At 57.1% G+C, this 20416-nt stretch carries 19 protein-coding genes; 12 read left to right on the forward strand and 7 right to left on the reverse strand.

Annotated elements, in window-relative coordinates:
* Positions 1 to 78 precede the first annotated feature (78 nt).
* The 3 genes from RBB62_RS14415 to queA all read right to left on the reverse strand — a co-directional run bounded on the left by RBB62_RS14415 (position 79) and on the right by queA (position 2761).
* Positions 79 to 1038 (reverse strand): hypothetical protein, encoded by a 960-nt coding sequence (locus RBB62_RS14415; protein WP_309399674.1) that lies wholly within the window; start codon positions 1036 to 1038, stop codon positions 79 to 81.
* A gap of 24 nt (positions 1039 to 1062) precedes the next feature.
* Positions 1063 to 1560: an RNA polymerase sigma factor gene (locus RBB62_RS14420; RefSeq protein WP_309399675.1), complete on the reverse strand. Its 498-nt coding sequence runs from the start codon at positions 1558 to 1560 to the stop codon at positions 1063 to 1065.
* A gap of 118 nt (positions 1561 to 1678) precedes the next feature.
* Positions 1679 to 2761: a tRNA preQ1(34) S-adenosylmethionine ribosyltransferase-isomerase QueA gene (gene queA, locus RBB62_RS14425; protein WP_309399676.1), complete on the reverse strand. Its 1083-nt coding sequence runs from the start codon at positions 2759 to 2761 to the stop codon at positions 1679 to 1681.
* Positions 2762 to 3034: 273 nt separating this feature from the next.
* On the opposite strand from queA, the gene RBB62_RS14430 reads away from it, so the two are divergent.
* Both RBB62_RS14430 and acs read left to right on the forward strand, forming a co-directional pair.
* Positions 3035 to 4204: a hypothetical protein gene (locus tag RBB62_RS14430; protein ID WP_309399677.1), complete on the forward strand. Its 1170-nt coding sequence runs from the start codon at positions 3035 to 3037 to the stop codon at positions 4202 to 4204.
* 271 nt (positions 4205 to 4475) lie between these two features.
* A complete protein-coding gene (gene acs, locus RBB62_RS14435) occupies positions 4476 to 6422 on the forward strand; it encodes an acetate--CoA ligase (RefSeq protein WP_309399678.1) in 1947 nt (648 codons plus the stop codon).
* Positions 6423 to 6483: 61 nt separating this feature from the next.
* Here the strand turns inward: acs and RBB62_RS14440 are convergent, their stop codons facing one another.
* The 3 genes from RBB62_RS14440 to RBB62_RS14450 all read right to left on the reverse strand — a co-directional run bounded on the left by RBB62_RS14440 (position 6484) and on the right by RBB62_RS14450 (position 9590).
* On the reverse strand, positions 6484 to 6657 hold the full coding sequence (locus RBB62_RS14440; RefSeq protein ID WP_309399679.1) for a hypothetical protein: 174 nt from the start codon (positions 6655 to 6657) through the stop codon (positions 6484 to 6486).
* 98 nt (positions 6658 to 6755) lie between these two features.
* Entirely contained in the window at positions 6756 to 8078 is a 1323-nt protein-coding gene (locus RBB62_RS14445; RefSeq protein ID WP_309399680.1) for a dihydrolipoamide acetyltransferase family protein, read from the reverse strand.
* Positions 8079 to 8165: 87 nt separating this feature from the next.
* A complete protein-coding gene (locus RBB62_RS14450; protein ID WP_309399681.1) occupies positions 8166 to 9590 on the reverse strand; it encodes a CCA tRNA nucleotidyltransferase in 1425 nt (474 codons plus the stop codon).
* Positions 9591 to 9684: 94 nt separating this feature from the next.
* Here RBB62_RS14450 and RBB62_RS14455 point away from each other — a divergent pair, with 94 nt between their 5' ends.
* Positions 9685 to 10404 carry a phosphoadenylyl-sulfate reductase gene (locus RBB62_RS14455; RefSeq protein WP_309399682.1) on the forward strand — a complete coding sequence of 240 codons (720 nt, stop codon included), beginning with the start codon at positions 9685 to 9687 and terminating at the stop codon, positions 10402 to 10404.
* Positions 10405 to 10584: 180 nt separating this feature from the next.
* On the opposite strand, the gene RBB62_RS14460 is transcribed toward RBB62_RS14455, so the two are convergent.
* The gene (locus tag RBB62_RS14460; RefSeq protein ID WP_309399683.1) at positions 10585 to 11580 is read right to left on the reverse strand and encodes a M28 family peptidase; all 996 of its coding nucleotides are present in this window, start codon (positions 11578 to 11580) and stop codon (positions 10585 to 10587) included.
* Between the two features lie 141 nt (positions 11581 to 11721).
* On the opposite strand from RBB62_RS14460, the gene RBB62_RS14465 reads away from it, so the two are divergent.
* The 9 genes from RBB62_RS14465 to uxaC all read left to right on the forward strand — a co-directional run bounded on the left by RBB62_RS14465 (position 11722) and on the right by uxaC (position 20415).
* Positions 11722 to 12453: a CorA family divalent cation transporter gene (locus tag RBB62_RS14465; protein ID WP_309399684.1), complete on the forward strand. Its 732-nt coding sequence runs from the start codon at positions 11722 to 11724 to the stop codon at positions 12451 to 12453.
* Positions 12454 to 12598: 145 nt separating this feature from the next.
* Positions 12599 to 13657 carry a LacI family DNA-binding transcriptional regulator gene (locus RBB62_RS14470; protein ID WP_309399685.1) on the forward strand — a complete coding sequence of 353 codons (1059 nt, stop codon included), beginning with the start codon at positions 12599 to 12601 and terminating at the stop codon, positions 13655 to 13657.
* A 91-nt stretch (positions 13658 to 13748) separates the two neighbouring features.
* Positions 13749 to 14732 (forward strand): phosphoglycerate dehydrogenase, encoded by a 984-nt coding sequence (locus RBB62_RS14475; RefSeq protein ID WP_309399686.1) that lies wholly within the window; start codon positions 13749 to 13751, stop codon positions 14730 to 14732.
* Positions 14733 to 14745: 13 nt separating this feature from the next.
* Positions 14746 to 15180, forward strand: coding sequence for a hypothetical protein (locus tag RBB62_RS14480; RefSeq protein WP_309399687.1), 435 nt, complete (start codon positions 14746 to 14748; stop codon positions 15178 to 15180).
* Entirely contained in the window at positions 15177 to 16268 is a 1092-nt protein-coding gene (locus tag RBB62_RS14485; RefSeq protein ID WP_309399688.1) for an Ldh family oxidoreductase, read from the forward strand. Before RBB62_RS14480 ends, RBB62_RS14485 begins: the two co-directional genes overlap by 4 nt.
* 8 nt (positions 16269 to 16276) lie before the next feature.
* Entirely contained in the window at positions 16277 to 16921 is a 645-nt protein-coding gene (locus RBB62_RS14490; protein ID WP_309399689.1) for a DUF2959 domain-containing protein, read from the forward strand.
* A gap of 29 nt (positions 16922 to 16950) precedes the next feature.
* Positions 16951 to 18048 carry a sugar kinase gene (locus RBB62_RS14495; RefSeq protein WP_309399691.1) on the forward strand — a complete coding sequence of 366 codons (1098 nt, stop codon included), beginning with the start codon at positions 16951 to 16953 and terminating at the stop codon, positions 18046 to 18048.
* A 93-nt stretch (positions 18049 to 18141) separates the two neighbouring features.
* The gene (locus RBB62_RS14500) at positions 18142 to 18921 is read left to right on the forward strand and encodes an SDR family NAD(P)-dependent oxidoreductase (protein ID WP_309399692.1); all 780 of its coding nucleotides are present in this window, start codon (positions 18142 to 18144) and stop codon (positions 18919 to 18921) included.
* 81 nt (positions 18922 to 19002) lie between these two features.
* Entirely contained in the window at positions 19003 to 20415 is a 1413-nt protein-coding gene (gene uxaC / locus RBB62_RS14505; RefSeq protein ID WP_309399693.1) for a glucuronate isomerase, read from the forward strand.
* The last annotated feature ends 1 nt before the right edge of the window (position 20416 follow it).

A 20416-nucleotide genomic window follows, 5' to 3' on the forward strand; every position in this document is an offset into this window, starting at 1 on the left:
TTTCGCCTCGATTCAGAAGCCGAAATTTTGCCTCTCGAATACATCTCGCCGACTCGATCAGACTTTTTAGACGCCCTTTTAGAGCAGACTTTCGAGCTCCTCCAAGTCACCTGAACGCACGAGGAAGTAAATCATGTCACCGTCAGACCAGGCAAGGACGACCATTTGTTCGAGGGTCACCGTCTGAGGCTGTGGTTTCGATGAAAAGTCGGGAAACAATCCTGAGCGGACGATGTAGACATCCACTTGCTCGTGATTCTGCATCCGCACGACAGAGACGATTTGCCCTCCCCATTGCATGATGGTGCAGCCGACTTCGGGGAGTGGGTCGATGTTTTCGGGCAGGTTGTGGCAAGTGGGCGCACCCTTTTGGCTCAAATACTCGTTGATGGCGCTGAGGTCGGTGGATTCCAAGCTCAGCGGTTGATTTGAGGCGTGATGCTGGCTGATGTCCTGGTAAAATTGGTCAAGGTCCTCAGCTTGTAACTCGGGGCTGTCAAACATCATGATGCCTACCACGAGCATGAGGACGACGGCCGCCGCGGCTGAGATGAAGCTCGGGTTTTGCCACCAGCGACGCTTCGTGGCGTCTGGGTTAAATGGGCAAGGGGCGCCTCCTTCGTTGGTGGGAATTTCCTGGGCAGCAGCTTCTTCGGTCGTCTCAGGTTTAAATTCGGTGATTTTTTCGTCGTCTGGCGTTTCTTCGAGCTTGGGTTCTTGGGCCACTGGCACATTGATGGGCAGGGCAGGGGCGTCTTCAGCCTGCTCACCGGTCGAGGTGGGCACTGGCGCTGTGTCGGTCGCAGACTGCGCTTGCTTCATGGCTTCCAGAATGCGCTCGTCGAGGCCTGCGGGCGGGGTAATTTCCTGGAGTTTAGCGGCAAAATTTTGATCAAATACCTGCTCTTGGGCAAACCACTCAGCGAGCTCGAGGTCTTCCTCCACGAGCATAAGCAGCTCTCCGATCTCGGGGTCTTCCGGATCGAGGTCCTCTGGGCGGAGGGCGGCCAGGCGTTCTTTGATCTTGTTGATGTCCATGTTGTCTGAGTTGAGAGCGATTTTTTAGGAGCTGAGTAGTGCCTTCTTCAATTGTACCTTACCACGTGAAAGCCGCGACATGACGGTTCCGATTGGGATGTCGAGCATCTTGGCGATTTCCTTGTAGCTGAGGTCCTTGAGGTAGAAGAGGATGAGCGGCTCGCGGTAGGCTTCATCCACTTTTTCAAGAGCCGCCACAGCGCTTCGTCCGTCGAGCTTACTGGTAATGCCCGGGTCCACCTGGGGGGCCTCAGCTTCGATGATTTCGGGTTCCTGGTAGGTGACGTTGGCTCCGCGACGGCGGATCCGCAAGAATTCCCGGTAAAGCGTGGTGAAGAGCCATGACTTGACCTTGCTGGCGTCCCGGAGGGAATCGCCTTTCTCGGCATAGACCACAAAGGTCTGCTGGGTGAGGTCGCATGCTTCATCTTCATTTTTCGACAGGCTATAGGCGAACCGATACAGCGGCTGATAATAGTCGGCCACTAGTTGGCGGAAGTCTATATCCGGGTTTTCAGACATGCGAGTCGGCTCAGTTTAAGTTTATTCCCTTTAAATCACTTCCTTGACGAAAAAGCCATGAATTAAGTAATGCTGATTGGCGATCGATGGGGCGTGCGTCACGCCCTGGGTCGGTCCCTCAAAGTAAAAGCATTGCGTCTCCATAGCTGTAAAAACGATATCGCAGGGAGATAGCCTCCAGATACAACTCCTTCAACCATTTAATTCCGTCAAGTTTCCCCGGGGTCAAAAATCCACTCACCAAACACAGCAACGTGGACCGCGGTAAATGGAAGTTCGTGATCAGCGAATCGACCAGTTGAAACTGAGCTGGCGGGTAGATGAAAATATCAGCCTCGGCGGCAAATGGGCCGGCAGCGTCGGGCATTTTGCGCGCGTAGTCTTCTACCGCACGCAGGGATGTGGTGCCGACGCAGAGGCGTGGGCCGCCCGTTTGAGCAGCAAGGGCCTGGCGGGTGGAATCGGCGATTTCGTAAAACTCACGGTGAATCTCGTGGTCCTCAATGCGATCCACGGCAATCGGGCGAAACGTGTCGAGGCCAACGTGCAGGGTTACGTCATGAAAGCTGGTGCCTGCTGCGATAAGCTGCGCAATGAGCTCTGGCGTGAAATGCAGGCCAGCGGTCGGGGCGGCGGCTGCGACTTTGCGTTCGGGGTCAGCGTAAACCGTCTGATAACGCTCGCGGTCGAATTCGGACCAATCCTTGGCGGCGTCGGCTTCGCGGCGGGCTTGCTCGATGTAAGGAGGCAGGGGGAGATTGCCCGCCATCTCGGCAATCGCGGTGACACTGTCCTGGCCGGCAAGCGGAGTGAAGCGCACGCGGTTTTCACCATCGGGACGTTTCTCAATGACTTCCGCCGAAAAAATGCCATCCACGCCAAACGTCGCTCCTTGCTGTAGACGGCGTCCTGGCTTGAGCAGACACCAGAATTCCCAGGGCTTCTCGGCCGGGTGGAGCAGCAGGCACTCCACAGCGCCGCCGGTTGGGCGCTTTGCGGGGAGCCGGGCGCGAAAGACACAGGCGTTGTTGCGGAAGATACGGCACGCGGGCAGGAAGTCGGGTAGGTCGTGGAAGTGGGCATGCTCGACGTTGCCCGTGGCGCGGTCGACAACCATGAGGCGCGAGTTGTCCCGCCGATCCGCAGGCGCTTGGGCTATGAGATCTTCTGGTAATGGGTAATCAAATTCGTCGGTTTGCATGATGTCGGGCGGTGTCTGAAGTCGCAGCCATTAGTGGTGTAAAAAAAATGTTTACTTCAGTTTTTTAGGTAGGTGGAAGAATCTAGCTGATAAATGGAATAGCCTAAATTGAGTTCATTGATCTGCCTTTAGGGGATCATGAAAGCTTCTTAGGTGAATTTTCTTACTTATTGAAACTGAAACTTCAAAAAGACACCCCTAAAGTATTGATCTTGGCGAAACAAAGCGCCAATTTCTCCTTCTCGTCAGCTTTGTTTTCTCAGACATTTTTCCATGCCAAACGACAGTAATACGCTTCTCATCGCCATCGTAGTTGGTGTAATCATCGCTGTTCTCGCGGTTGCGCTCTTTATTTTGATGCGCAAGCCTAAGCATCAAGGGCAGGCCCAACCCCTGGTCAACCGTAACCCGAATTATGGCCCTCGTTCTGAGGCTGATAAGACCAGTGCCGCCGCCACTGCTAAGCCAGTTGAGAAAAAGGCCGAACCAGCTCCGGCTAGTCCACTTAAACCCAAGCCTGTCGAGGAAAAGCCCGCTGCTAAGGTTGAGCCTGTTGAGGAAAAGCCTGTTGAAAAGGCCAAGCCTGCTGAGCCCGCCAAGCCGGTCGAAGCCGCTAAGGCGCCGGTGCCTGCACCTGCGGTGGAGGAAGACGAGTGGGGGGATGACGACGCTTGGGACATCGAAACCACCGCCGAAGCTGACATCGATTCTATTGGTGTAACCAGCGAGGAAGAAGAGTTTTCCGCGGGAGTTAAAGCCCAACAGGAAGAAAGCGCCGCCAAGCCCAAGAAAATCGTCGATCGGCGTTCTACTGAGGAAGACGACGACGACTGGGGTAATGAAGGCGATCAGGATGTAGAATTTGCTGATAACTGGACTGGTCCGGTCCTCCAGCGTGTGTCGTCTGAGATTAAAAAGGCCTTCAAAGATGGTAGCCTAAATCAGGAGTTTCACGTTTCCAAGCGCAAGGAAGCCGACGAACTCATCGTTAAGTGTGTTCAGGCATACCTGAAGGACAATGATAACGCAGAAGTGAAAGCTGCGAATGAGCGTATCTTTGCCCTTCACTGTAAAATACAGCTTTCTGACCTTCCCGAAATCGTTGAGTCCTTCGTGGATTCTGGCGATGATGGCAACCAGAAGCACTTCGCTGATTTCGAAGACATGTGCAATACGCATGAAGACTCCGTGCTCGTGCTCTTTGAACGCTTCAACACCACGTTGCCGATTAACCTGCGCAGTCGTCGCATTGCCGAAATCTCCAAGCCTCTGGCCGCTGTCGTCTACCTAGCACCTGAGTGGGAAGACGATGACTTTGATCGTCCAGACTTTGACGAACGCGATGAGGACATCGACGAGAATGTCGACTACCTCGAGGACTTCTACGATCAACTCGAAGACGACGAAGAAGAAGGTTCCGAAACCGACAAGAAGCAAGCCTAGGCCAGCCCTCCGGCTGGACTCGTAGGTTTGTTCCTGAGAAAAGCAAGGTAGCCAACTTTAAGGCCGACGCGAGAGCGTCGGCTTTTTCTGTTTTGTAGAGCGTTAAGTTCGCCAGTCTACCGCCGCTGACACAATCAGTTCTAATAACTAGAAAGATTTCTAATCTCACTATTGCCTGCCTGCGTGAAACCAGTTTACTGACAAGGCATTCTTCGCTGCAACCCTGCGTATGGAAACCTATAATCCCCCCCTTTATCTTGCTATCTAAACTATGAGTACTCCATCCCTCGATGTCCGTAAATTTGAACCCACGCCGGAATTTGTCGCGCAAGCGAACCTAAGCGGCGTCCAAGCCTACCAGGCCGTGCACGCGCGCAGCATTGAAGACCCCGAGGGTTTCTGGGGCGAAATCGCCTCCGAGCTCACTTGGATGAAGCCTTGGGATAAGGTGCTCGATGAGTCCAAGGCGCCGGTTTATGAGTGGTTTGTTGGTGGTAAGACCAATATCACCGTCAACTGCCTTGACCGCCATGTCGCTAATGGCCTTGCCGACAAGCCTGCTATTCTCTGGGAAGGTGAGCCAGCCGACGAGACGCGCGTGCTGACCTACGGCCAGCTTCTCGCGGAGGTTGAAAAGTTTGCCAATGTGCTCAAGGCGCTGGGTATCAAGAAAGGCGATGGCGTTTCTATTTACTTGCCGATGATTCCCGAGCTCGCGATCTCAGTGCTGGCCTGCGCTCGCATTGGCGCGGTTCACAGCGTGATCTTTGCCGGCTTCTCCGCTGAGTCGATTAAGGATCGTGTCCAGGACCAGAAGAGCAAGCTCGTCATCACTGCCGATGGCGGTTGGCGTCGCGGTAAGGCCCTTCTCTTGAAGGATATTGTCGACGAAGGCGTCGCCGATTGCCCATCGATCGAAAAGGTGCTCGTCGTGCAGCGCCATTTAGGGCAGGAGCCATTTTCTCACACCTGGAATGAGCGCGACGTGTGGTATCACGACATCGCGCCGACCGTGCCTGATTCTTGCCCGGCTGAGGAGATGGATGCCGAAGACATGCTCTTCCTGCTCTACACCAGTGGCTCCACCGGTAAGCCAAAGGGCATTATGCACACTACTGGCGGCTACATGGTCTATACTTACCTGACCAGCAAGCTGACCTTCGACCTCAAGCCAGACGACGTTTACTGGTGCACCGCCGACGTCGGCTGGATCACCGGCCACAGCTACATTGTCTATGGTATCCTGCAAAATGGAGTGTCCCAAGTCATGTATGAAGGTGCGCCGAATAGCCCTGACGAGTCACGCTTCTGGCAAATTGTTGAGAAGTATAAGGTGTCCATTTTCTACACCGCGCCGACCGCGATTCGTGCATTCATGAAGTGGGGCGACCAATTTGTCACGCCCTACGACCTTTCAAGCCTCCGAGTGCTGGGCACCGTCGGTGAGCCAATCAACCCGGAAGCCTGGATGTGGTATCACCGCATGATTGGCGCCGAGAAGTGCCCGATTATGGACACCTGGTGGCAGACGGAAACCGGGGGCCACATGCTCACGCCACTGCCGGGCGTCACCGCGACCAAGCCGGGGTCGGCCACGACGCCATTCCTTGGTATCGACGCCGCCGTCCTCGACGAAGATGGCAACGAATGCGAGCGCGGTATCTTGGCGATCCGTAAGCCTTGGCCATCCATGTTGCGTGGTGTTTGGGGCGACGAAGAACGCTTTAAGAACACCTACTGGTGTAAGTGGAATGGTCAGTATTACTTCCCCGGTGACGGTGCCATCAAGGATGAGGACGGCTATTTCTGGATCACGGGTCGCGTTGACGACGTGGTCAACGTATCCGGCCACCGCATCGGCACTGCCGAGCTTGAAAGCGTCTTCGTCGAGCACTCAGCAGTGGCGGAAAGCGCTGTGATCGGCGTGCCACACGAGATTAAAGGGCAGGGGCTTGTGGCCTTCGTTATTATCCGTACTGGAGCCGAGGGAGATGAAGAAACCTGGCGCAAGGAACTGACTGTGATGATCGACAAGAAGATCGGCAAATTTGCCCGTCCGGAAAAAATTGTCTTCTCTGGCGATCTGCCCAAGACCCGCTCAGGCAAGATAATGCGCCGCCTCCTGCGTGACATCGCCGAAGACCGCCCATTGGGCAATGTTACTACCTTGGCCGATCCGAGCGTGGTTGATTCGCTTAAGGAGAAGTTCCAAGCTTAGGCGGGCCAACTTTAATCTCAATAAAAGCAAGGCTTCGCGCCTTGCTTTTTTGATGTCTGTATCAGTCGTCCTCGTCTTCGTCGTAGGGGCGGTGCCCCAGCATTGAACCTTTCATGAAGCGCGCGTTCTTGAATTCCTTGTTTACGCGGCGGTTGGCCCAGACGTTATACATGAGCGCCACACCAGCAATAAAAAGGGCGACTCCGAGTATTCCTACGATTCCGAAGTCGCCCATTATTTAAATCTGTTTGCTGTTTAGTCGCACTCGCGTCCCAAATTTGCCTCTCAGCCTTTGCGCATTGCGGCAAACTCTCCGGTGCAGCGGGACGCTGCCTAGACGAGCATGAGGGCGGGCTTTTCGAGCGTTTCCTTGAGTGCCATGAGGAACTCTGCGCCGACAGCGCCATCGATGATGCGGTGGTCGCCGGCCATGCCGATGCTCATGCGCTGACCCACAACAATCTCGCCCTTGTCGTTGACGACGGGCTTCTTGATCGTGGCGCCCACGGAGAGAATCGCGGCGTTCGGCATGTTGATGATGCCGTAGAAGCCGGTCACGCCATACATGCCGAGGTTCGTCACGGTAAAGGTGGAGCCGGACATCTCGTCGGCACCGAGCTTCTTGCTGCGTGCCTTCTTGATGAGTGCCTTGGCTTCCGCAGAAATCGTGCGCAGGCTCTTGGACTCTGCATTGCGAATGACGGGCGTTACCAAGCCGTCTTCCAGCGCCACGCCGAAGGCGAGGTTCACGGAGCCGGACTGCTGGATTACATCACCCTGCCAGGATGCATTGACCTGCGGCACGCGACGGAGAGCCTCGGCGCTGGCCTTGAGGATGAAGTCATTCACGGTAAACTTGATGCCGCCTTGTTCGGCGGGCAGATCGGCCAAAGTGCCATTGAGCTCGGCGCGCATCTTGATGAGTGCTGCGGCGTCGACTTCGGTTTCCAGGTAGAAGTGGGGAACCTCGGTCTTCGACTGGAGCAAGCGCTTGGCAATGACCTTGCGCATCTGCGAAACCTTGATCGTCTTTTCTTCCAGACCGGGGGCCGGAGCGAGCAGGGCGGGGGCTGCGACAGCGGCAGGCGCTTCAGCCGCCGGAGCAGTGACGCCCTTTTCGGCGGCTTCTTCCACGTCCTTCTTGACGATGCGGCCACCGGGGCCACTGCCCTTGATCGTGCTCAGCGGAATGCCCTTGGACTCAGCCAGTTTGCGGGCGAGCGGGGAAATTTTGATGCGCTTGCCGTCGTTGCCAGTTTCCGGCTGTGCGGGGGCTTGCAGGGTTTCCTGCTTGCGGCCTTCTGCGTTGCCGGTGTCGGTGCTGACTTCCTTGTCTTCCTTCGGCTCCTTAACTTCGGTGTCGAAAGGCTTTTCGGCGGCGGCCGGCGCAGACGGTGCGTCGGGGGCTGCTTCGCCCTTTTCGCCAATGGCGCAGATCGGCGCGCCGACGGGAGTTTCGGTGCCAGGGCCGGCGTAGATTTTCAGGATCACGCCATCCGCCACGAGGTTTTCCAGGTCCATGGTTGCTTTGTCCGTTTCGACATCGCAGAGGATATCGCCGACGGAGACTTCGTCGCCTTCTTGCTTGCGCCAGGAGGAGATGGTGCCGACTTCCATGGTGTCGGACAGCTTGGGCATATTGATGATTTCAGCCATACTTCAGGTTTCTAAATAGTGTAAGCGGAATGGTGCAAAAACTTAGTTAACTTGGCGTCTCGCGCGGGCCTGTCAATGGCGCACTGGTCACTTTTGGTTCTGGGTCTCGCCTGAAGCCGCATTTTCCGACAAAAATTTCTGTACAAAGGCAACGCCACCAGCCTCGTCGTTGAAATCCCCGTCAAGCTGCGCCTCGAAGGCCGCCGCCAGGATTTCCTTAAACTGCACACCGGGCTTGAGTCCCAGCTCGATTAGATGGCGGCCCAAAATGAGCGGCTTGGGCGCACTGTCGCGGATCGCCAGCTCCTCGGCTTTCGTGCGAAGCCAATCGCCGGCGGGGAAATCTGCGGGCAGGGGGGGGCGTCCGCCCATATCGGCGGCGGAGACGCGAAGCAGGCGGTCGATACGCCCGACTTTCCCCGCGAGGCGGCGCACGGCGGCGTTGGACGCCTTGTTTCGGTAGAAGTCAGACGGACGCATGTGAGTTTCGATCAGCGGCAGCACCTGCTCGATCAGCTCGCGATGGTTGGTGAGGCGGCGGAGAAAGGTCTCCGCGATGGGCAGGCCTTCCACGTCGTGCGCGGGAGAGCGGATGCGGCCATTGTCGTCGGTGTAGGTGGTGACCGGCTTGCCAATGTCGTGCAGCAGCACGGCGAACCCGACAACCAAGTCTTCCCACGGATCGCCGATCTTCTCGCGGGCAAATGCGTCCAGGCAATGCAGCGTGTGGACCCATGCGTTGCCCTCTGGGTGCCACTTTGGATCCTGCGGGCAAGTCGTTAGCGCCACCAGCTCCGGGTAATAACGCAGCCAGCCGCACTCCTGCAAAAAATACAGCCCGAGCGACGGCTTCTCACCCTTGCGAATCAGCTTGGCCCACTCTTCGAACAGGCGCTCCTTGGGCAAATCTTCCGCTTCGATGGAGCGGCAAAGTTCCAGCGTTTCTGGCGCGATGGTCAGCTCAAATCGCGCGAGAAACTGCATCGCGCGCAGCACGCGCAGTGGGTCTTCGGCGAACTGATGTGACACGTGGCGGAGCACGCCGTTGGCGAGGTCCTGCTGGCCATTGGCGGGGTCGATCAGCTCATTCGTCAGCGGGTCCCACGAGATCGCATTGAGCGTGAAATCGCGCCGTGCGGCCGCCTCGGCAAAGGTCATATCGGGGTCGCCTTCGATGGCAAATGCCTTGTGTCCGACGCCGTCCTTCCGTTCGCGACGGGGGAGGGCCACGTCGATATCCAGCCCCTTGATGATGAACACCCCAAATGAGCGCCCAACCTGATCGATTCGAAACTTGGCCGATAGCAGTTGCTCCAGCTGACCGGCTGCCAAGCCGAAGACTTCCACGTCGAGATCCTTCGGGTTCGCGCCGAGTAAGGCATCGCGCACGGCACCGCCGACGACCACTGCGCGTCCACCTGCCGCCGTGACATCCTCCGCTATTTCGCGGATTGCTTGGCCGGCGTGGCTCTTCAAGTCGATCAAGTTTGGTCGTTGCGTGTTTTCCGCCATAAAATTGTGACTCCGTATTTGACTTTTTCGAGATCCTTATCTTTAGTATGTGACCTAATTTAGTAAGGAATAGATTGTGGAGAACAAGACCAGCATGTTAGCAGAACTCGAAGACTTGCAAGCGATTAACCAGCGCCTGGAAGGTGAGACCGCACACGCCCGGATCAAGTGGGCGTTCGAGACGCTTGGCGAGCAACTGGTGATGAGCACGAGCTTTGGTGTGCAGTCTGCCGCCCTGCTGCATCTGGCGAACTCTGTGGCACCAGGCATTCCTGTGATCTTCTGCGACACTGGCTACCTTTTTCCAGAAACCTATCGTTTTGCGGCTGAGCTGAGTGAGCGCCTCAAACTCAACCTCAAGGTCTATAATCCGCAGCGGACCGCCGCCTGGCAGGAGGCCATTCACGGCGAGCGTTGGGGCAAGGATCTGAAATCGCTGGAGGACTACAACTTTGAGAATAAAGTCGAGCCGATGAACCGCGCACTCACCGAGCACAACGCACTCGGTTGGATGAGTGGCCTCCGCCGCCAGCAGTCATCCACGCGCCAGCACCTGCGCCCGGTTGAGCGCCAGAACAAGATGTTCAAGATCCACCCGATCATTGATTGGTCCGACCGTGATATCTACATGTATCTGACGCAAAACAACCTCCCATATCATCCGTTGTGGGACGAGGGTTATGTGTCAGTGGGCGATGTCCACAGCACGAGCAAACTCGGCGAAGGCATGACGGCCGAGGAAACCCGCTTCAACGGCATGAAGCGCGAATGCGGCCTCCACGAAGTCAGCAATCGCGTCGACTTCCAAATCTAGGCAGCGTCCCGTTGGCAGCGTCCCGCTGCACCGTCGGATGCGTTGCATCCGGATTTGCCCATTGGGCAAATGGCTCGTCGGACTTGATGGTAGCGCGGATCGTCTCGATCCGCAGTTTCATCCTGTTGGCAAGGTAGGGCGCAGTCTCCAGACAAGCCGACTGCACTAGAGTGGTTTTAATCAATCACTTAAAGGCACATTGCCTAAAGCGGAATAAACCGCCGTTACGGCCTTGGCCATGCGGTCGTAGTCGAGGGTGTCGGGCGTGTCAGTTAGCTCATGGTAATGCGGGTTTCGATAGAATGCGGTGTCGGTGACCATGACTGCTGGTATGCCGAGGGGCCAGTAGTTGCGGTGGTCGGAGAAATCGATGCCTGGTATGGTGGGCGGCGCGGCGATGGACTCAATCGGCAGATCGGTCGCGCCTTTCATGCCAGTCTTCACTTGCTGGACGAAGTCGCGTTGTTCCCAGTTGCCGATGACGGCCAGGAAATTGCCGGTGTTAGGGTAGATTGCCGTAAGCATGGGCGAGGGATAATCCTGGCTGCCGAAATCGTCACGGTAGTAGCCAATCATTTCGAGCGCGATCATGCCGCGGACCGGGTGTTTGGCTTGGTCGAGACTCTCGGCGTGGCGCGCGCTGCCCATGTTGCTCGTGCTAAAAAACGGTGGCTCCTCCAGCGGCCAGGTGACGAGCTCTACGGCGTAGGAGGGCGGGTTAGAGCCGAGCATGCGGGCGAGCTCGAGCAGACCGGCCACGCCGCTGGCGTTGTCATCGGCGCCAGGGGTGTCTTCGCAACTGTCGTAATGCGCGCCGACAATCCAGCGGGCACCGGTCTTCGGGCCGAAAAACGCGCTGACATTGCGGTAGATGCGGCCGTTGACGTCTAAGGTCTGTTCGGTCACGCGGCCGCCGGCGTCTTTGAAGTGCTGAGCAATGTAATCGGCGCAGCGGTTCAGGTTGTCCATCTGCTCGTAGTTGCGCGGATGGAACTCCACAGCGAGTTTTTCGACATGAGCCCGAAGCTTGGCCGCGTCGGCGGTGACTGTCGCAGGCGACTGGCTGGCGAACGTGGGCTGCGACAGGATGAACCACACCGCGAGGATGAACAGGGCGACGGCCGAGCCGACTCGCACCACGAATTTCAGGCACTTGCGCCACCAGGATTGTTTCATGATTGATATTATCACTTCAGGCCTTAAATGGCTGGGTTTGTTGGTGAATATATGTAGGCATTAGCGAGCGCTCGTTTGCGGACTTCATTCTTGGATTCCGGTCTTTAACTTTTAATTTGTTCACTTTAATCTCCCCTGCCAATGATCACCCGCACCCAATTTAAATGGCAACTGCCACCCGCGATCGAAGCCCGTTTGGGTGACTCAACTTATGGTCGGCAGCGTACCATCTTCGAGGACGGTCACCTGCTGATTATATTGCACGAGCCGCCGGGTCCTGACGACGTCAACCGCGCGCACAAGGTCTTTTGGCGGAAGCCCATTGGGGAGATTCAGTGCAATGGGCACGACAATGGGGACCGCCAACTGCGGGCGTTCTTTGATCATTATGACACGAAGCTTAAGGCATTGGAAGTGATCTACGATGAGGCCAAAAACGCCGAGGATTACTTTAAGCTGATAGAGGAGCTGCTGCCGCTCCAGCGCGCCACGACTAATACCTATAGTACGCTCCAGCAGGCGCGTGAGCTCGTGCGCGAGGACCGTTTTCTGCTCGAAATGCGCGACCGAGCCTACACCATCAGTCGGAACTTCGAGCTGCTGCTCGGCGACGCTAAAATGGCGATGGACTTCCGTATTGCCCGGAAGGCTGAGGAGCAGGTGGCGCAGGCAAACATGGCGGTGGAGGCGCAACACCGCTTGAATATTTTGGCGGCGGTCTTCTTTCCGTTGACGGCCATAGCGACCATCTTTGGTATGAATTTGGCCCACGGCTTCGAGGGCGAATCACCGCTAGTGTTTTGGATCGTCTTCGTGGTTGGATTAGTCACTGGGTTGGCGCTTAAGGGCTGGGTGGTTAGCGGTCGAAAGTAGGTCAAAGCAACGACTCGCAGTCGTCTTTTAAAATTTTCTATTGACGCTCGACCCTACACGTGTTGGATATGTCGGTTTTCTTTGAGTGAATTCATCGTTCGCTCTTGTAAACGTCTCGTTTTAGTCCCCAAAACACACACGATCGTTGTCGAAAAATACCTCCAGCTCAGTAGGCACCACCGCGGCTTTGGCGCGGCACTTGGGGCTGTCCCGATGGACGGTTTCTCGCGTGCTGAATGGCCATCCGGGAGTGCTGCCTGAAACGGTCGAACGCGTGCATCAGGCAATGGCCGAAGTTGGCTTTCAGCCGAACACCTTGGCCCGTGGTTTACGTGGTGGGAGGACGGGCATTGTGGGCGTTTGCTTTCAGGAATTGGACTCGCCGATCCTGGCGCGCAAGGTTGCGCTCTTGCAGCAGTCGCTGCGGGAATTGGGCTACCACGCGCTGATCGAGTTGACCAATGTGGACCGCGATCTTGAGCGCGCTGCGCTGCGAAATTTTATGTCGATGCAGGCCGAGGGCATCGTGTTGATTGGCTCCCAGCTTTCGCCGGATGACGAAACGCTCACCGCTTGCCAGCGGCAGGGTAAGCCACTTATTTGGGTGGACCCGGAAAGCAAGGTCAATGGCGAGGAATTATCCATCGACCGCCCGTATTCGATGCGACTGGTGCTCGACCACCTTCATGGTTTGGGGCATCGCAACTTTGCGGTGATGGGGATCGATCCGGGCAACCCTTACGGGGCCTTTCGCTGGCCAGCATTTGAGAAGCATTGCCGCCGCCTGGAAATCAGCATTGGCGATTCTTCTCGCCAGTATTTTGTGCCGGGCCGCGAACGCCATGACTACGAATATGGCCGCGATTTGGCTGAGATGATGTTGGCCGATGCCAAGCCGATGCCAACGGCGATCATTGCACTGAATGACCGCGTGGCTATCGGCGCCATGAACCGCCTACGTGAAGCCGGCATCGAGACGCCGCGCGACGTTTCGGTTGTCGGCTATGACAACCTGGAAGTGGGGGGGCACATTCAACCGGCATTGACGACGATCGACCAATGCGCCGAAAAATTAATGACGCAAGCGGCCAAAAAAATGGTCGAACTGTTGGACGCTGGCACCACCGACGCCAAACAATCCCGCAGGCTCATTAAACCCAAATTGATCGTACGCGAATCGACTGCGACTCCGCCGAAATCCTGAATTTTGAATCCCGCGAATCCGACCCAAAGCCTTTTTATTTGACAAAACCCTACACGTGTTAGTTGATGCGTGTAGTTACCTTACTAACGACATGACCCGAATCCTCCTCACGACTACATCTTACCAGGATACGCCTGGTCCGCACCACGACCTCTTGGCCAGCACCGGCGCTGAAATCGTCCGCGAACGCGGCCCGCTTAGCGAAGCGCGCATGCTGGAATTGGCTGGCGATTTTGACGCCTTTCTTTGCGGTGACGACGCTATCACGCGCGCCGTTTTGGAGAAGGCCACACCGCGCCTGAAGATCATTGGCAAGTATGGCATTGGCGTGGACAAGATCGACGTCAAGGCCTGCACCGAAATGGGCATCCCCCTCGGCTTCACGCCTGGAGTCAACCACACCACTGTGGCCGAGCACACGTTCGCGTTGCTGCTGGCGCTGTTCCGCAGCCTTGTTGAGGAGGTGAACTACGTCTCCTCCGGCAACTGGAAGCGCCTGACCGGCCACGAGATCATGGGCAAGACGATCGGCATCGTGGGTCTCGGCCGCATCGGCCGCGAAGTCGCGATCCGCGCCAAGGCATTTGGCCTGAAGGTGATCGGCTACGACCTTTACTGGCCGGAAGAATTTGCGAAGGAGCACGGCATCGAGCGCGCCGGTGGTTTGACTCAGCTTTTCCACGAGTCGGACATCCTTAGCCTCCACTCGAATCTCACCGATGAGACCCGCGACATGATCAGCGCGAAGTCCATCCCGAACCTCAAAGACGGCGTGGTTATCATCAACTGCGCACGCGGCGAACTCGTTAACACCCAGGACATGGCCGCAGCGCTTGAGAGCGGTAAGGTCGCTGGCTACGGTGCCGACGTGCTCGACGAAGAACCACCCTCGCCGGACCACGTTCTCTTGAAGGCCAAGAACTGCATCATCACGCCACACATCGGCAGCCGTACTTACGAAAGCGTCGTCCGCCAAGCCACGATGGCCACGCAAAACATCGTCAACATGCTCAAGGGCGAAAAGCCGCTTGCGCAAGTCAATGACGCACCGATCCCCGCAGCAGTAATCAAGTAATTCAGTCTGCTCGATGAACCCCCAACACGACATTCCCGCCGTCTGTGCGATGCTGTTATTCAGCATGGGGTGTTGTGTTGGCGAGACATCACAGGAGTCCATCCAGCGCCGCGAACAGCTCAAGCAGTTGCCAGATAATCATCAGGGCGATGAGCCGCTGGTGTTGGATTTCGCTGACTTGGATGAGCCGCCGGCACTGTTGGATAAGTCGCCATTTCCGTTTCCACGGTGGCGTAACAACCCAAAGGACTCCGGCAAGTATTGGATCTATATCGAGCTGAACGAAGACGGCTGCGCCACGGTGGTTTGCGTCTTTGATGGCCCAAGCCAGCGTTTTCGAGATCTTATCGAAAAAGAACTTTGGGACCGTCAGTTTACGGCCCCAACACTCAACGGGCAGCCTGTGCGCGCCTATGCATTTTTACCCATACCCATTAAGATACAATGAGCGAAACTTTTTATGTTGTTCCCGAAAGCCAGCACAACGTGCTGGTGAAGCAAGCTTACCTGAGCCGTGGCTTTGATGACGCCGAAGGCGATGCCGCCGCGAAGTTCTCCGCTTATGCGAGCACGCATGGCATCCGCACGCACAACGCGCTGAAGGCGCTGCACCTCGACCACTTGTTTGGATCGGGCGCTGGCGGCTGCAAGCCGAGTGCCGTGATCGAAAAGAAGGAAGGCCGCTTTGCCGCGTCGCAGGTGTGGAACGCCAACCGCAAGCTCGGCCAAGCCACGGCTTACGAAGCGATCGAAACTGCCATCGAGCTCGCCGACAAATACGGCATTGGTCAAGTGTCCGTCGACAACGCCTTCCACTACCTGTGGGGCGGGGGTTACGTGATGGACGCCGCGCGCCGCGGTTACATCGCTTACACCAATTGCACCGCCGCGCTGGCGGAAGTCGTTCCCTTCAAGGGCAAGACGCCGACCCTCGGCACCAACCCGCATTCGTGGGGCTTCCCGACCGTTGACGCCGTCGGTTTCCCGATCGTGATCGACTGGGCAACGAGCGTCATCGCTATGGGCCGCGTGCAGCAGTTCCTCCGTGAAGGCCAGCCGCTGCCGGAAGGCGCCGCGGTCGATGCCAATGGCCAGCCGACCACCGACGCGAAGGCTGTTGCCGCGCTGACCACCTTTGGCGCGCACAAGGGCTATGGCCTCTCGTTGATCAACGAAATCATGGGTGCCTTCATCGGTGGCAGCTTGCCGACTTTGCGTTCGCGCTGGGATCAACAACCCGAAGAAAAGCACACGCCCGCATTCTATTTCCAAGTGATCCACCCGGACGCCGTTGCCGGCGATTTCGCACTGGGCCGCTCGTCCAAGGAAAATATCAAGGCCGTGCTCGACGATATCCTCGGCCACGGCAACGAGAGCTGCATCCTGCCTGGCCAGATCGAAGCCGGCGCCGCAGCCCGCACCGCCAAGAACGGTGGCCTGCTGTTCTCCGAAGCGGAAATTAATGGCTTTAATGAACTCGCCGACGAATGCGGCGCGGAACAATGGAAGGTTGCGGATTTCAAGGTAGCTGAATAAGCTAAGTCATGAACCGTTTCGCATCCATATTGTTTGTTGCCGTAGCCCTGCTGTCCGCAGGTTGCTCGAATATGTATTATGGCGCGCTCGAGCAGGTGGGCATCCACAAGCGCGAGCTGTTGGTTGACCGCGTGGAAGCCGCGCAGGAAAGCCAGGAGGAAGCCAAGGAAGAGTTTGAAGACGCGCTTGAGGCATTCCGCGCCACCGTGAAGGTGGATGGCGGTGAGCTGGAAAAGCGTTATGACAAACTCAAGGGGCAGTATGAGGATTGCGAAGACCGCGCCGAAGCAGTCCGTGATCGCATTGCCGCCGTGGAAGACGTGGCCGAATCGTTGTTCAAGGAATGGGAGAGCGAGCTCGACGACTATTCACGCGACGACCTCCGCCGTGCCAGCGAAACGCAGCTCCGCCAAACCCGCCGCGAATATTCGCGCCTGATCAACGCCATGACGCGTGCCGAGGCCAAGATGGATCCCGTGCTCACTGCCTTTGGCGATCAGGTGCTTTTCCTGAAGCATAATTTAAACGCCCGCGCCATCGCGTCACTCAAGAACGAGGTGACCACGGTCGAGCGTGACGTCGCAGCCCTCATCGACGAAATGAATACCGCGATTGAGGAAGCCGAGACGTTCATATCCCAAATGAAAAATTAACCCTCCAATATACCCACACACTAACTACCATGGCCATAGAACTACGTCCCGCCTCAGAATGCGTTTACGATGAAATTTCACTCGGCGAAGTGATGCTTCGCCTCGACCCGGGCGAAGGTCGCATCCACACCGCCCGCCAATTTACCGCTTGGGAAGGCGGCGGCGAATACAACGTGGCCCGCGGCCTGCGCCGTTGCTTTGGCTTGAAGACGGCCGTTGTGACGGCGTTTGCAGATAATCCCGTCGGTCGCCTGATCGAAGACTTCATTCTGCAGGGCGGCGTCGACACCGACTTCATCCAGTGGAAGGAATACGACGGCATTGGCCGCGAAGTGCGCAACGGCCTCAACTTCACCGAGCGCGGCTTCGGTATTCGTGGCGCGGTCGGTTGCCCGGACCGTGGCCTCACCGCCGCCAGTCAGATGAAGCCCGGCGACGTTGACTGGGATCACATTTTCGGCAAGCTCGGCGCACGCTGGTTCCACACCGGCGGCATCTATGCGGCCCTCAGCGACACCTGCCCGGAGACCGTGATCGAAGCCGTGAAGGCCGCGAAGAAATACGGCACCATCGTTTCTTACGACCTTAACTACCGTCCGTCCCTGTGGAAGGCGATCGGCGGCCACGCGCGTTGCCAGGAAGTGAACCGCGAAATCGCCAAGTATGTCGACGTGATGATCGGAAACGAAGAAGACTTCACGGCTTGCCTCGGTTTTGAAGTTGAAGGCGTGGACGAAAATATTTCTCACATCGAAATCGATGCGTTCAAGAACATGATCAAGACCGCGGTTAAGGAGTTCCCGAACTTCAAGGCCACGGCCACGACGCTGCGCGCAGTGAAGACCGCCACTATCAACGACTGGGGCGCGATTGCCTGGCACGACGGCGAGTTCTACGAATCGAAGCCCTACCCGGCGCTTGAAATCATGGACCGCGTAGGCGGCGGCGACAGCTTTGCCAGTGGCCTGATCTACGGCTTCCTCGACAGCGGATGCCCGCAGCAAGCCGTCGACTACGGCGCCGCGCATGGCGCGCTGGCGATGACCACTCCCGGCGACACCACTATGGCGAGCAAGAAGGAAGTGGCTAAGATCGTGGGCGGTGGCGGCGCACGCGTTGATCGCTAGTGAACCACGTTTGAAAGTGTGTAGGTGCGTATGTGCGAAAGTTTTTCGTGACGACCTACACACTTACTAACTTACACACTTACACACTTTATTATGTCAGAATACCTGAACGAACTATTCACTTTGCAGGGCAAAGTAGCTGTCGTCATTGGCGGCACGGGTGAACTCTGCGGCGCGATGGCCGAGGGCCTTGCCGGCGCTGGCGCAACCGTGGTGCTGGTTGGCCGCAACGAAGAAAAGGCGCAAGCTCGCCTCGACAAGATTCACGCTTTCCACGGTGTGAGCTACTTTGAAAAGTGCGACGTCGGTTCGAAGGACGCGCTCGAAGATTTGCTGGAGCGCGTGCTCAAGAAGAGCGGCCAAGTGGACATCGTCGTCAATGGCGCAGGTGTCAACAGCCCTACGCCGTTCCTTGAAATCCAAGAGGAAGAATACGACCGCATCATGGACGTGAATACGAAGGCAGTGTTCTTCGCCTGCCAGGTGTTTGGCCGTTACTTCGTGGAGCGCGGGCAGGGCGGCAGCATGATCAACGTCGGCTCGATGTCGGGCGTTAAGCCGCTTTCGCGCGTGTTCACTTACTCGGCTTCCAAGGCCGCCGTGCACAACCTTTCGCAGAACCTCGCCCGTGAATGGGCCCCGCAAAACATCCGTGTCAACACGCTGGTGCCGGGCTTCTTCCCTGCCGAGCAAAACAAGAAGGTGCTCACGGAAGAGCGCGTTGCGCAGATCATGGGCCACACGCCGATGAAGCGCTTCGGCGAAGCCAAGGAGTTGATTGGTGCCACGCTGCTACTCGCTTCAGACGCCGGTTCGTTTATCACCGGGCACGAGCTGCTCGTCGATGGTGGTTACGCAGCGATGACGATCTAACATTGGTTCGAATGTGTGTAGGTGCGTAAGCCGTAACTAACCTATACACTTACATACTTATTCACCTTCACACTTCTCATCATGAGCTTTATCCACGACGACTTTATCCTGCAAACCGATACCGCTAAGCGCTTGTATCACGAGGTCGCGAAAGACAACCCGATCATCGACTATCACTGCCACCTGCCGCCGGAAGACGTCGCGCAGGATCGCCGCTTCCGCAACATTGCGGACATTTGGCTCGGCGGTGACCACTACAAGTGGCGCGCACTCCGCACGAATGGCGTCGACGAAAAGCTGATCACCGGCGATGCCGATGACTACGACAAGTTCATGGCTTGGTGTAAGACGGTGCCCGCCACGCTGCGCAATCCGCTTTACCACTGGAGCCACCTGGAGCTCGTGCGTTACTTCGGCATCGATGACCTCATCAGCGAAAAGACCGCGCCTGCGATTTGGGAAAAAGCCAATACCTTACTCGCGCAGGATGATTTCTCCGCCAACGGCATCTTGAAGAAGTTCGACGTGAAGGTGGTCTGCACGACGGACGACCCGACCGACACGCTGGAGCACCACGTGGCCGCTGCGAAGGACCCGAACGTCACCACCGGCATGTATCCGACCTTCCGCCCCGACAAGGCGCTGAAGATCGCCGACACCGCAAACTTCAATACCTGGTGCGACAAGCTGGCGGAAGTTTCCGGCATCGATACCGGCAGCTTCTCGGGCCTCAAGGATGCGCTCAAGCAGCGTCATGATTTCTTCCACTCGCTGGGCGGCCGTTTGTCCGACCACGGTTTGGAAAAGTGCTTCTGCGACTTCGTGGATGATGCGACTGCCGCCTCGATCTTTGATGCCGCACGCAGTGGCAAGTCTGTGACCAGCGAGCAGGCGGATCAGTTTGCAAGCACGCTGATGGTTTACTTCGGCCAACTCGACTCCGAGAAGGGCTGGACCAAGCAGCTCCACGTGGGTGCGATGCGCAACAACAACACGCGCCTGTTTAATCAGATTGGGCCGGACACCGGTTTCGACTCCATCGGCGACTACCCGCAGGGCGTCGCGCTGAGCCGTTACCTCGATCGCCTCGACATGGACGACACGTTGCCCAAGGTGGTCATCTACAATCTGAACCCGTCGGACAATTACCTGATGGGCACGATGATCGGCAACTTCCAGGACGGCTCCATCGCGGGCAAGATTCAGTTCGGCAGCGGCTGGTGGTTCCTCGACCAGAAGGAAGCCATGGAGCTGCAGATGAACACGCTGTCCAACCTCGGCCTGCTGAGCAAATTCGTCGGCATGCTCACGGACTCGCGCAGCTTCCTCAGCTACCCGCGCCACGAGTATTTCCGCCGCATTCTGTGCAACCTCATCGGCAACGATGTGGAGCAGGGCCTGATCCCGAACGATTGGGACCTCTACGCACCAATGGTGAAAGACATCTGCTATAACAACGCAGCCAACTTCTTCGGCTTTGAAATTCCCTCATAAC

Source organism: Cerasicoccus maritimus, assembly GCA_031296935.1.
Classification (GTDB): Bacteria; Verrucomicrobiota; Verrucomicrobiia; order Opitutales; family Cerasicoccaceae; genus Cerasicoccus; species Cerasicoccus maritimus.

Coding starts and splice junctions, on each gene's coding strand:
- RBB62_RS14445 (WP_309399680.1), bottom strand. CDS start 8,078: ATGGCTGAAATCATCAATATGCCCAAGCTGTCCGACACCATGGAAGTC.
- RBB62_RS14440 (WP_309399679.1), bottom strand. CDS start 6,657: ATGGGCGACTTCGGAATCGTAGGAATACTCGGAGTCGCCCTTTTTATT.
- RBB62_RS14465 (WP_309399684.1), top strand. CDS start 11,722: ATGATCACCCGCACCCAATTTAAATGGCAACTGCCACCCGCGATCGAA.
- queA (WP_309399676.1), bottom strand. CDS start 2,761: ATGCAAACCGACGAATTTGATTACCCATTACCAGAAGATCTCATAGCC.
- RBB62_RS14460 (WP_309399683.1), bottom strand. CDS start 11,580: ATGAAACAATCCTGGTGGCGCAAGTGCCTGAAATTCGTGGTGCGAGTC.
- RBB62_RS14490 (WP_309399689.1), top strand. CDS start 16,277: ATGAACCGTTTCGCATCCATATTGTTTGTTGCCGTAGCCCTGCTGTCC.
- acs (WP_309399678.1), top strand. CDS start 4,476: ATGAGTACTCCATCCCTCGATGTCCGTAAATTTGAACCCACGCCGGAA.
- RBB62_RS14480 (WP_309399687.1), top strand. CDS start 14,746: ATGAACCCCCAACACGACATTCCCGCCGTCTGTGCGATGCTGTTATTC.
- RBB62_RS14455 (WP_309399682.1), top strand. CDS start 9,685: ATGTTAGCAGAACTCGAAGACTTGCAAGCGATTAACCAGCGCCTGGAA.
- RBB62_RS14450 (WP_309399681.1), bottom strand. CDS start 9,590: ATGGCGGAAAACACGCAACGACCAAACTTGATCGACTTGAAGAGCCAC.
- RBB62_RS14475 (WP_309399686.1), top strand. CDS start 13,749: ATGACCCGAATCCTCCTCACGACTACATCTTACCAGGATACGCCTGGT.
- RBB62_RS14500 (WP_309399692.1), top strand. CDS start 18,142: ATGTCAGAATACCTGAACGAACTATTCACTTTGCAGGGCAAAGTAGCT.
- RBB62_RS14430 (WP_309399677.1), top strand. CDS start 3,035: ATGCCAAACGACAGTAATACGCTTCTCATCGCCATCGTAGTTGGTGTA.
- RBB62_RS14415 (WP_309399674.1), bottom strand. CDS start 1,038: ATGGACATCAACAAGATCAAAGAACGCCTGGCCGCCCTCCGCCCAGAG.
- uxaC (WP_309399693.1), top strand. CDS start 19,003: ATGAGCTTTATCCACGACGACTTTATCCTGCAAACCGATACCGCTAAG.
- RBB62_RS14495 (WP_309399691.1), top strand. CDS start 16,951: ATGGCCATAGAACTACGTCCCGCCTCAGAATGCGTTTACGATGAAATT.
- RBB62_RS14485 (WP_309399688.1), top strand. CDS start 15,177: ATGAGCGAAACTTTTTATGTTGTTCCCGAAAGCCAGCACAACGTGCTG.
- RBB62_RS14420 (WP_309399675.1), bottom strand. CDS start 1,560: ATGTCTGAAAACCCGGATATAGACTTCCGCCAACTAGTGGCCGACTAT.